The following is a 10301-nucleotide window of genomic DNA, read 5'->3' as shown; positions in this document are numbered from 1 at the left end:
GTGTCCGTGTCCGCGTCTGGAAGTCGTCTTGCGACATGTGTTCCTCATGCCATCGGTTGCGGTTTGTGTGTCGGCGGTGCCGTGTGGATTTTGGCGGCGTTTCGTCATGTTGTCGCGGCGATTGGGCTGCGAGCGTGATCCGTTGCCCTCGGTGGCGCGCTCCGCATGCGGGGGCTGCGTCGGCTGGCGGGGTGTTCGTATCGCGGCGTTTGGCGTTTTTTCGGCCGCGCGCTGCCCTATACTTGGCCCGATGTTCTGCCGCGCCGCGTGTTCCGCGTGCCGCAGGTGGCGGCCTCGGTGGATCGGGTGGGCGGGCATCTCTTATGGAATTGGGGGGCGTTTTGACGTGGTTCCGGCCCTATTCTGCCGTATCCGTGGCCCGATGTTATGCCGCTGCGGGCTGCGCGCGGCGTCCGGCATTGCGTCAGTCCTGCACTGCGATTCCGCCGTCGGGCGTCAGTCCGGCTTGGGCCATCATTGCCGCCGCTTCGGATTGCGCCAGTCGTTCGCGGCCTGTGCCGTGGATCGGCACGCGGCCCCGTTCGGCCATCAGGGGCGCGGCCAGGGGCGAAATGCGGTCCAGCACGCGGTGAACCAGCCTGCGGCCATCCGTCAGCATCTGCTCGATCCGGGCGAAATCGACCAGCCCGCGTTGCGTTTCCTGCGCGGTGATCCGCAGCAACAGATGGTCGGGATCGTATCGCCGCAGCGTGTCATACAGAATATCGCTGGAAAATGTCGCCTGTTTGCCGGATTTTCGCGCGCCCGGAGTGTTGCGCTGAATGAGGCCCGCAATGGTTGCGACGGTGCGAAAGCTGCGTTTCGTCACGGCGTTGTCGGCCAGCCAGTCGCCCAAACCCGCGCGGAGACTGGGCAGGTCCAGCAGCGGCGCGGGGTCAGTCACCGGGTCCAGCGACCAGATCATCAGCGCGTGATCGGTCGCCAAAAACCCCAGAGGGGCCAGCCCCCCCTGTTCCATCTGGCGGGTCATCAGCAGGCCCAGCGTCTGCATCGCGTTGCGCCCCGCAAAACCATAAATCACGCAAAACCACTGATCGGCAAAGGGATAGCTTTCGCTGACCAGCCGATCCGGGGCGGGCAGCGTGCTGACCCGCGCCTGCCGCGCCAGCCAGTCGCGCGTGGCGGGGGGCAGCGCGTCATGCGCGGCAGGGTCGCCGATTACGGCCTGCATCCGCTGCGCCAGTTGGGTCGTCGTGGCCATTTTCAACCCGGTGAACACGGCGATGCGCGGGGTGGCGGAGGACTTGGGCGTGACCTCGACCACCATATCGCGCAGGCGGTCGAACCGCACCGTCTGGCCGCCGATCAGGAAGGTGTCGCCGGGGGTCAGGGTGGCGGCAAAGGATTCCTCGATCTGGCCCAGCGGGCGGCGCCCGGCGCGGACGGCCAGCATTTCGGGGGCCACGATCGTGCCGATATTCATGCGCAGCAGCCGCGCCGCGCGGGGATCGCGCAGCCGCCACAGCCCGTCCCGCCGCATCAGCCGCTGCCACCGGTCATAGGCCCGCAGCGCGTAGCCCCCCGTTGCCGCAAAATCAAGGCAGGCGTCGAAATCACCCCGGCTCAGCCGCGCATAGGGGTGCGCGGTGCGGACCTGCGCAAACAGGGCGTCGGCATCGAACGGCCCTGCGCAGGCGGTCAGCAAGATGTGTTGGCACAGCACATCCAAGGGGCCGGGTGCGCGCGGCTCTCCGTCCAGATCGCGGGCGCGGACGGCGGACAGGGCGGCTGTGCCTTCGATAATCTCGAACTGATTGGCGGGAACGATGCGGGCGCGGCTGGGGGTGTTATAGCTGTGATTGGCGCGCCCGATCCGCTGCACCAAGCGTTTGATATTCTTGGGCGCGCCGACCTGAATCACCAGATCGACACAGCCCCAGTCCAGCCCCAAATCCAGACTGCCCGTGGCCACCACAGCGCGCAGATGACCGGCGGACATGGCGGTCTCGACGCGGGCGCGGGCTTCGGGGGACAGGCTGGCGTGATGCAGCGCGATGGGCAGGTTGTCGTCATTGGCCGCCCACAGCGCCTGAAAAAACAGTTCGGCCTGCGCGCGGGTGTTGACGAAAATCAGGGTCGTTTGCGCGGCGCGGATCGCGTCCAGCACGTCGGGGACGGCGTAATAGCCGCCCGTCCCGGCCCAAGGCGCAGGCGCGCGCGTGGGCAGCATCGCGATGTCGGGCAGAGGGCCGGGATCAGCGTAAACCACCTGCGCGGGCCGGTCGGGATGGGACAGAAAGCCCGCCAGTTCGTTCGGATCCTGCACGGTTGCGGACAGGCCCGTCACGGTCACATCAGGCGACAGCGCCCGCAGCCGCGACAGGCCCAGCATCAGCTGATCGCCGCGTTTGCTTTCGGCAAGCGCATGCAATTCGTCGATCACCACCCGGCGCAGCGTCCCAAAAATCTGCGGCGCCTGTTCGTAAGACAGCATCAGGGCCAGCGATTCCGGCGTGGTCAGCAGGATATGCGGCGGGTCGGTGCGCTGCCGCGCGCGTTGCGCGGCGCGGGTGTCGCTGGTGCGGTTTTCCACGCGAATGGGCAGGTTCAGATCGGCAATCGGGCGCGCCAGATTGCGCGCAATATCGGCGGTCAGCGCGCGCAGAGGCGACACATACAGCGTATGCAGCCCGCGCCCCGGCGTTGTCAGATCGACCAGCGACGGCAAAAACCCGGCCAGCGTTTTGCCGCCCCCCGTCGGCGCGATCAGCAGCCGGTCGCCCCCGGCGGCCAGCAGGGCCAGCTGATGCGGGTGCGGGGTCCAGCCCTGACGGCGAAACCAGTCGGAAAACGCGTCGGGCAGGGTCATGGCAACATCGCGGTCAGGGTGGTCAGGTGGTCGGCCTGATCGGCGGGTTTGTCCCATCGGATGCGGCTGATGCGGGGAAAGCGCATGGCGATGCCGGATTTGTGGCGGGGCGAGTGGTTCAACCCCTCGAACGCGATTTCCAGCACCAGCTTGGGCGCGACGGCGCGGACGGGGCCGAACCGGTCGGTGGTGTGGTCGCGAACGAACCGATCCAGCTTGCGCAATTCGTCATCGGTGAACCCGAAATACGCCTTGCCCACCGGCACCAGTTGCCCATCGGCCCACAGCCCAAAGGTGAAGTCGCTGTAAAACCCCGACCGTTTGCCGTGGCCGCGTTGCGCATAGAGCATCACCGCGTCCACGATCATCGGATCGCGTTTCCATTTGAACCACGGCCCGCGCGGGCGACCTCCGACATAGGCGCTGTCGCGGCGCTTGATCATCACGCCTTCGATCACGGGGTCGGGCGGGCTGGCGCGCAGCCGGGCCAGATCGTCCCAAGTGGCAAAGGGCAGGATCGGCGACAGGTCGATGCGGTCGTTGCCCAGACCCGCGTTTTCCAAAATCGCGCGCCGCTGCGACAGAGGCAGGGCGCGCAGATCGCGCCCCTGCCAGATCAGCGCGTCATAGAGCCTCAGCGCCGCCGGATGGCTGGCCAGCATCGCCCGGATGACGGTTTTCCGCCCCAGCCGTTTTTGCAGATCGCCAAAGGGCGCGACCTGATCGCCGCGCCGGATCAGCAATTCGCCGTCAACCGCGCCGTCAAATTGCATCGCGGCAATGATGTCGGGAAAGGCGGCGGAGATATCCTCGCCCGTGCGGGAATACAGCCGTTTTTCGCCGCTCTCGGCCACGGCCTGCACGCGGATGCCGTCCCATTTCCATTCGGCGATGTAATCTTCGGGGGACAGGTCGTGCAGGTCGTCGGGCGTGACCGGGGTGGACAGCATCACCGGACGAAACGGCGTGGGGGCGGATGCGGGGGGCGCGCCGCCCGCCAGCCACGCAAACAGTGGCTGATAAGGGGGGCGCAGACCGTGCCAGATTTCGTCGATCTGGGACAGCGTCGGCGCGCCCATCTGCGCCAAGGCCATGCGCGCCATCCGCCCCGACACACCGACGCGCAGATTGCCGGTGGCCAGTTTCAAAAACGCATAGCGCGCCGATGCGGGCAGGTCGTCCAGCGTGGCGGCCACCCGGTCCGCCACCGTGCCGCGCATGTCGGCCAGCACCGCAACCGCCTGCGCCAGCGTCAGATCGCGCACCCCGTCCGCGTCCCATAACAGCGCGATCGTTTCCGCCAAATCCCCCACGAAATCATAAGACAACGCAAACAGCTGGTCATCATACCGCGCCGCCACCAGCTTGCGCAGCAGCGACGGCGACACCGCGCGCAGGTCCAGATCGCCGGTCAGGGCGGCCAAGGCCCAGCCTCGGTCCGGGTCGGGCGTCTGGGTCAGATAGCGGGTCAGGATCGCCAGTTTCGCCGTGCGTGACGGCGTAAAGGCCAACTGGTCCAGCAATGCGGCAAAGGCCTTCATTCCGGTTCATCCCCATATCCGACCAGTCGCAGCGGGCGCGCGGGCAACCCGGCCATGGCGCACCATCGCATCAGCCCGTCTTCGGCGCCATGGGTGATCCATGTTTCGTCAGGCGCCAGTTCGGTCAGCGTCTGCGTCAGTTGCGGCCAATCGACGTGGTCGCTGATGATCAGGGGCAGTTCCGCGCCTCTCTGCCGCGCCCGCGCGCGGACCTGCATCCAGCCCGAGGCAAAGCCGATCACCGGGTCGCGAAACCGCTGCACCCACGGTTGCCCAAAGGCCGATGGCGGCGCGATGACCAGCCCCGTCGGCGTGTCGGCGGCGGTCGCCGGGATCAGCGGCCCCAGATCAATCCCTTGCGTCATGTGATAATCGCACAGTCGTTGCAACGCGCCGTGAATGGCGATTGGCCCGTCAATCCCCGCCATGCGCGCCAGCGAAATCAACCGCTGCGCCTTGCCCAGGGCATAGGCTCCGATCAGATGCGGGCGGTCGGGAAACTGACGCAGGCTGTCGGTCAGGCGCGCCATCTGATCCAGCGGCTCTGGGTGGCGGAACACGGGCAGGCCAAAGGTCGCCTCGGTCACAAAGACGTTGCAGGGCACGGGTTCGAACGGCGCGCAAACGGGGTTGGGGCGGCGGCAATAATCCCCCGACACAACGATCACCGGCCCCGCATCGGGCGCGACGCGGATTTGCGCCGATCCCAGAATGTGACCGGCGGGGTGAAAGCTGACCGTCACCGCCCCCATCCGCACCGCCCCCTGTGCCGCCTGCGTCGATTGCGCGAAATCCGCACCATAGCGAATCGCCATGATCTCCAGCGTCTGCGCCGTGGCCAAGACCGCGCCGTGGCCGGGCCGCGCGTGATCGGCATGGGCATGGGTGATCAGCGCGCGCGGCACCGGGTGCAGCGGGTCGATGTAGAAATCCCCCGGCGGGCAATACAGGCCGCGTTCGGTCGGGCGCAGAACATCATCGGCGCGGACCGTGTGCAGAGCAACAGGCGTGGCAATCATGGCATGGTTTCGCAAGGTTCAGGCCGGGCGCGGCAAAAGCTGTGTTGACGGCTGGCGGCGGCTGGTCAACTGTGCAACCGGCCCCATCCGCGAGGTGACATGAGATCCGACCGTCGCAAAATGATCGCGAAACGCGCCTTGCGCGGGTTGTTGATGCGGATGGGCGTTGCCGTTGTGGTGTTTGGCGCGCTGACGGTGGCGGCGGGGTGGATTTGGCCCTCGGCCGGGGCGATGCAATCCGACCTGTCGCAACTGCATCTGTGGATTGAAAGCGTGCGCCAGTGGCATGACGATCACCCCGTGGTCTCGGCCGTGTTGTTTGTGCTGGTGTTCGTGGTTCTGGGCCTGCTGCCCGTGCCTGCGGCGGCCACGCTGACACTGGCCGGAGGCGCGTTTTTCGGGTTCTGGCTGGGCTTTGTGCTGGCGACGGCGGCCTCGACCATCAGCGCCGTTGTCGCGTTCTGGCTGGCGCGGCATGTGCTGAACCGCCCCATCCGCCGCATTTTCGGCGCGCGTTTGCAGCAGGTCGATCAGGCCGTGCATGAAAACGGCACGCTGGCATTGCTGAGCATGCGGCTCACCTTTGTTATGCCGTTCTTTTTGCTGAACAATGTCGCGGGGATCAGCCGGATGCGGGCGGATCGGTTTGCATTGGTAACCTTTGTGGGCATCCTGCCGACCAAAGCGATTCTGGCCGCCGCCGGCACGCAATTGGCCGAAATTAACCGCGTTTCGGACGTGTTCGGCCCGCGCCTGATGGCGGTTCTGGTGATGCTGGCGGTGCTGCCCTGGATCATGCGGTGGATCACGCGGCTGGCCGGGCGGCTGTTGACGTGACGCCCGGCCATGGCGATCAGCGGGTGTTGACGCGCACCGCGCCGGTTGCGCCAGCGGTTGCGCCCGCGACCGCGCCAACCGGGCCAGCGACGACCGCGCCCGCCGTGCCGCCGGTGATGGTGCGCTCGGCCACGTTCTGACCGCAACCTGCGACGGCCAGCGTCATGACGGATGCAAAGATGATGCCGATTGTTTTCATGGGTCTGATCCTTTTGGGTTTCGTTAACCAATAGCGCATTTGGTGGGGGAAAAGTTCCCTGTAGCGCAGATTTCGTCGGGCGCGTCTCTGGACAGAGCGCCCCGGAATACCAGATAAAGCGCCATGACCCGCCCCATGATCCGACAGCTTGACGACGCGACCGCCAACCGCATTGCTGCGGGCGAGGTGGTCGAACGCCCCGCCTCTGCGGTCAAGGAACTGGTCGAAAACGCACTGGACGCGGGTGCGACCCGCATCAGCATCGACATTCAGGACGGCGGCAAAGCCCTGATCCGCGTCACGGATGACGGATGCGGGATGTTGCCCGATGAATTGCCTCTGGCCCTGTCGCGCCACGCCACCAGCAAAATCGACGGCAGCGATCTGCTGGCGATCACCAGCTTTGGTTTCCGGGGCGAGGCGTTGCCGTCGCTGGGCGCGGTCGGGCGGCTGTCGATCACGTCGCGCGTGGACGGTGCGGATGGCGCGATGATCGCGGTGACGGGCGGGCGCATGGACCCGGTGCGCCCGGCGGCGGGCAATCGCGGCACGGTGGTCGAACTGCGCGATCTGTTCTTTGCCACGCCCGCCCGGCTGAAATTCCTGCGCACCGACCGTGCGGAAACGCAGGCCGTGGCCGATGTCGTGCGGCGGCTGGCCATGGCCGAACCCTATGTCGCCTTTACCCTGACCGCCGACGGGCGCGAGGTGTTTCGCGCCGATGCCGAACAGGGCGAATTGTTCGACGCGCTAAACATCCGGCTGGGCCGGGTGATGGGCCGGGATTTCATCGACAACGCGCTGCTGATTGACGCCGAACGCGACGGGCTGACGCTGACGGGCTTTGCCGCGCTGCCCACTTATTCCCGAGGGGCGGCGGTCGCGCAGCATCTCTATGTGAATGGCCGTCCGGTGCGGGATAAGCTGCTGACCGGGGCGCTGCGGGCGGGCTATATGGATGTGCTGGCATCGGGGCGTCATCCGGCGGCGGTGCTGTTTGTGACCTGCGATCCGCAGATGGTGGATGTGAACGTCCACCCCGCCAAGGCCGAAGTGCGGTTCCGCGACCCATCCGCCGCGCGCGGGCTGGTGGTCACGGCGCTGCGGCACAGGCTGGCGGGGTCCGGGCCGCGCGCATCAACAACCGTGGGCGATGCGGTGCTGGCGGCGTTTGCGCCCGAACCCGCGCCGCATCCCCGTGCCTATCAATACCAGCCGCCATCCGCCCCGGTGATCCGCACCGCAATGCAGGCGCAGGCGCCGCTGGATCCGGGCTTTGCCGAACAGCCATCGGCCCGGTTTGACGTGACCGAACCCGGCCCGCAGGACGCGCCACCGGACGCCCCCCTTGGCGCAGCGCGGGCGCAGATTCACGAAAACTATATCATCGCGCAGACGGCGGATGGCATGGTGATCGTCGATCAGCACGCCGCGCATGAACGGCTGGTCTATGAACGGCTGAAATCGCAGGCGGCGACGCGCGGCATTGCGTCGCAGGCGCTGCTGATCCCCGATATTGTAGAGCTGCCCCCGCCGGATGCCGAACGCATTCTGGCGATTGCCGATGATCTGGCCGAACTGGGGCTGGTGATCGAACCCTTTGGCGGCGCGGTCGCGGTGCGGGAAACGCCCGCGATGCTGACCCGTTTGGACAGCCGCGCGCTGATCCGCGATATTCTGGACGATCTGGCCGATCAGGGCGCGTCCGACCGGCTGCGCGCGCGGATGGATGCGGTGCTGTCGTCGATGGCGTGCCACGGCTCGGTCCGGTCCGGCCGCCGCATGACGCCCGACGAAATGAACGCCCTGCTGCGCGAGATGGAGCGCACGCCCAGTTCCAACCAATGCAATCACGGACGACCCACTTGGGTGCGGCTGGGCCTGTCCGATATTGAACGGCTGTTCGGGCGGCGGGATTGACGGCGGCGCGTTTCGGCGCAACAGTTGGGCGACCGAAAAGGGGGATCCCATGCTGGAAATCGGTATCGACAAAATCGCCCATATCATCATTCGCGCCCGCGATTATGACAGCGGCATCGACGTGTGGCAGCATCAGGGCAGCCGCCCCCAACATGGCACGCGCACGGAACTGCACGATTTCATCGCCGCGCTGAACACGGATGAACAGGCCAGTCTGGTCGCCGTGATGTGGATTGGCCGCGACAGTTTCGACGCGTCGGAATTGGCCGAGGCGATCGCAACCGCCCGTCAGGAACGCACCATCCCGACCGAGGATTACCTGATGGGCGAACCCCGTCTGGCCGATTTTCTGGAATCGGGGCTAGAGGAATTGGGCATATCCCCCGAGGACGCCGAGGATGACCTGCAACGCCCCGTCTGATCTGGTCGCGTCTGATCCGGCTGCGCCGATCACCGGCGCGTGCCATTGCGGCGCAGTGACGTTCCGCGTCCGTCTGCGCGACGGGCTGAACAGCGCGCGCCGCTGCACCTGTTCGCTGTGCCGGATGCGGGGCGCGGTCGTTGTGTCGGCACGGCTGGCCGATATTCAGATCCTGACCGGGCAGGATCACCTGACGCTGTATCAATTCAACACCGGCGTCGCGCGGCATTATTTCTGCAAAACCTGCGGCGTTTACACCCATCATCAACGCCGGTCGAACCCCGAAGAATACGGCATCAATCTGGCCTGTCTGGACGGCCAGACTCCGTTTCTGGAACAGGTCGATGTGATGGACGGCGTCAACCACCCGCGCGACACCGGCACATCGCGCCGCGCGGGCGTGTTGCGGTTTACCCCGGACTAGAGAGGCGCCCGATTGGGCGCCGCCCTTGGTCTCAGACGCCCAGACAATAGCGCATCACCGCCTTTTGCGCGTGCAGGCGGTTTTCGGCTTCGTCAAAAATGACCGAGTTCGGGCCGTCCATCACCTCGCTGGTCGCCTCATCATCACGATGCGCGGGCAGGCAGTGCATGAACAGCGCATCCGGTTTGGCCTGCGCCATCAGCGCGGCATTGACCTGATAGCCGCGCAACTGATTGTGGCGGCGTTCGCGGGCCGACACCGGGTCGTGCATACTGACCCAAGTGTCGGTTACAACCAGATCGGCACCCTGCACGGCCTTATGCGGGTCGCGTTCGATGGTGACGGGGTGGCCTTTGCTGGCGGCGAAATCCAGCCATTCGCGTTCCGGGTCCAAAGGCGGGGGGCCGGTAAAGGTCAGGTCGAACCCAAACTGCCCCGCCGCATGGGCAAAGCTGGCAAAGACGTTGTTCCCGTCGCCCGACCAGACCACCTTTTTGCCGGCGATTGGGCCGCGATGTTCTTCGAAGGTCATGATGTCGGCCATGATCTGACAGGGATGGGTGCGGTTGGTCAGCCCGTTAATCACCGGAACCGAGGCATATTCGGCCATGTCCAGCAGGGTTTGTTCTTCGAAGGTGCGGATCATGATCAGGTCCACATAACGCGACAGCACTCGCGCCGTGTCGGCAATGGTTTCGCCATGGCCCAGCTGCATTTCCGACCCCGACAGCACCATGGTTTGCCCGCCCATCTGGCGCACGCCCACGTCAAAGCTGACCCGCGTTCGGGTGGACGGCTTTTCAAAGATCAGCGCAACCATGCGACCGGCCAGAGGCTGATCGTCGTCGGGCGTGCCTTTGGGGCGGCCGTTGCGGGCGGTCTTCATCGCGCGGGCATTGTCGATAATGTGGCGCAGGTCGGCGGGGGGGGTGGTGTGGATGTCCAGAAAATGCGTCATTTTGTGTCTTTCTAATCGTTGATGCAGCAAGCCCGTTTCGTGCGCCTTGGTCAAGGGGCGGTTTGCGTGTGGCGCGCGCCGGGGGCTTCGCGCCCCCAGCCCGCCCCACGGGGGCGGGCGATCGACGGGGAAAAGGTCCACTGGACCTTTTC

At 66.2% G+C, this 10301-nt stretch carries 10 protein-coding genes; 5 read left to right on the top strand and 5 right to left on the bottom strand.

Going from position 1 to position 10301, the window contains the following annotated elements; translation table 11 throughout:
• Nucleotides 1–165: 165 nt before the first annotated feature.
• Nucleotides 166–345 (top strand): hypothetical protein, encoded by a 180-nt coding sequence (locus Q4G20_RS04400; protein ID WP_303342142.1) that lies wholly within the window; start codon nucleotides 166–168, stop codon nucleotides 343–345.
• A 79-nt stretch (nucleotides 346–424) separates the two neighbouring features.
• On the opposite strand, the gene Q4G20_RS04395 is transcribed toward Q4G20_RS04400, so the two are convergent.
• Genes Q4G20_RS04395 through Q4G20_RS04385 form a run of 3 tightly spaced genes read right to left on the bottom strand, consistent with a single transcriptional unit; the run spans nucleotide 425 to nucleotide 5390 of the window.
• Complete coding sequence (locus tag Q4G20_RS04395; protein ID WP_303342141.1) at nucleotides 425–2830, bottom strand: ligase-associated DNA damage response DEXH box helicase; 2406 nt, start codon at nucleotides 2828–2830, stop codon at nucleotides 425–427.
• The gene (locus tag Q4G20_RS04390; protein ID WP_303342140.1) at nucleotides 2827–4371 is read right to left on the bottom strand and encodes a cisplatin damage response ATP-dependent DNA ligase; all 1545 of its coding nucleotides are present in this window, start codon (nucleotides 4369–4371) and stop codon (nucleotides 2827–2829) included. Before Q4G20_RS04390 ends, Q4G20_RS04395 begins: the two co-directional genes overlap by 4 nt.
• Nucleotides 4368–5390, bottom strand: a complete 1023-nt coding sequence (locus tag Q4G20_RS04385) for a ligase-associated DNA damage response exonuclease (RefSeq protein ID WP_303342139.1) — start codon at nucleotides 5388–5390, stop codon at nucleotides 4368–4370. The genes Q4G20_RS04390 and Q4G20_RS04385 overlap by 4 nt, the downstream gene beginning before the upstream one ends.
• Before the next feature lie 99 nt (nucleotides 5391–5489).
• Here Q4G20_RS04385 and Q4G20_RS04380 point away from each other — a divergent pair, with 99 nt between their 5' ends.
• Nucleotides 5490–6227 carry a TVP38/TMEM64 family protein gene (locus Q4G20_RS04380; RefSeq protein ID WP_303342138.1) on the top strand — a complete coding sequence of 246 codons (738 nt, stop codon included), beginning with the start codon at nucleotides 5490–5492 and terminating at the stop codon, nucleotides 6225–6227.
• 16 nt (nucleotides 6228–6243) lie between these two features.
• Here Q4G20_RS04380 and Q4G20_RS04375 read toward each other — a convergent pair whose 3' ends face one another.
• Complete coding sequence (locus Q4G20_RS04375; protein WP_303342137.1) at nucleotides 6244–6426, bottom strand: hypothetical protein; 183 nt, start codon at nucleotides 6424–6426, stop codon at nucleotides 6244–6246.
• Nucleotides 6427–6549: 123 nt separating this feature from the next.
• Here Q4G20_RS04375 and mutL point away from each other — a divergent pair, with 123 nt between their 5' ends.
• Genes mutL through Q4G20_RS04360 form a run of 3 tightly spaced genes read left to right on the top strand, consistent with a single transcriptional unit; the run spans nucleotide 6550 to nucleotide 9191 of the window.
• Entirely contained in the window at nucleotides 6550–8346 is a 1797-nt protein-coding gene (mutL, locus tag Q4G20_RS04370; RefSeq protein WP_303342136.1) for a DNA mismatch repair endonuclease MutL, read from the top strand.
• A 49-nt stretch (nucleotides 8347–8395) separates the two neighbouring features.
• Nucleotides 8396–8767, top strand: a complete 372-nt coding sequence (locus Q4G20_RS04365; RefSeq protein ID WP_303342135.1) for a DUF3775 domain-containing protein — start codon at nucleotides 8396–8398, stop codon at nucleotides 8765–8767.
• Entirely contained in the window at nucleotides 8745–9191 is a 447-nt protein-coding gene (locus Q4G20_RS04360; RefSeq protein ID WP_303342134.1) for a GFA family protein, read from the top strand. The genes Q4G20_RS04365 and Q4G20_RS04360 overlap by 23 nt, the downstream gene beginning before the upstream one ends.
• Before the next feature lie 31 nt (nucleotides 9192–9222).
• On the opposite strand, the gene argF is transcribed toward Q4G20_RS04360, so the two are convergent.
• Nucleotides 9223–10149 (bottom strand): ornithine carbamoyltransferase, encoded by a 927-nt coding sequence (gene argF / locus Q4G20_RS04355; protein ID WP_303342133.1) that lies wholly within the window; start codon nucleotides 10147–10149, stop codon nucleotides 9223–9225.
• Between the last annotated feature and the right edge of the window lie 152 nt (nucleotides 10150–10301).

This window comes from Paracoccus sp. (in: a-proteobacteria) (assembly GCF_030538495.1).
GTDB lineage: Bacteria > Pseudomonadota > Alphaproteobacteria > Rhodobacterales > Rhodobacteraceae > Paracoccus.
Note: the sequence above shows the minus strand (reverse complement) of the source record. Positions and strands in the feature narration are given on the sequence as shown.

Excerpts from the sequence above, each read along its gene's own strand:
- Q4G20_RS04400 (WP_303342142.1), top strand. The coding sequence starts at position 166 with ATGCGGGGGCTGCGTCGGCTGGCGGGGTGTTCGTATCGCGGCGTTTGG.
- Q4G20_RS04395 (WP_303342141.1), bottom strand. The coding sequence starts at position 2,830 with ATGACCCTGCCCGACGCGTTTTCCGACTGGTTTCGCCGTCAGGGCTGG.
- Q4G20_RS04390 (WP_303342140.1), bottom strand. The coding sequence starts at position 4,371 with ATGAAGGCCTTTGCCGCATTGCTGGACCAGTTGGCCTTTACGCCGTCA.
- Q4G20_RS04385 (WP_303342139.1), bottom strand. The coding sequence starts at position 5,390 with ATGATTGCCACGCCTGTTGCTCTGCACACGGTCCGCGCCGATGATGTT.
- Q4G20_RS04380 (WP_303342138.1), top strand. The coding sequence starts at position 5,490 with ATGAGATCCGACCGTCGCAAAATGATCGCGAAACGCGCCTTGCGCGGG.
- Q4G20_RS04375 (WP_303342137.1), bottom strand. The coding sequence starts at position 6,426 with ATGAAAACAATCGGCATCATCTTTGCATCCGTCATGACGCTGGCCGTC.
- mutL (WP_303342136.1), top strand. The coding sequence starts at position 6,550 with ATGACCCGCCCCATGATCCGACAGCTTGACGACGCGACCGCCAACCGC.
- Q4G20_RS04365 (WP_303342135.1), top strand. The coding sequence starts at position 8,396 with ATGCTGGAAATCGGTATCGACAAAATCGCCCATATCATCATTCGCGCC.
- Q4G20_RS04360 (WP_303342134.1), top strand. The coding sequence starts at position 8,745 with ATGACCTGCAACGCCCCGTCTGATCTGGTCGCGTCTGATCCGGCTGCG.
- argF (WP_303342133.1), bottom strand. The coding sequence starts at position 10,149 with ATGACGCATTTTCTGGACATCCACACCACCCCCCCCGCCGACCTGCGC.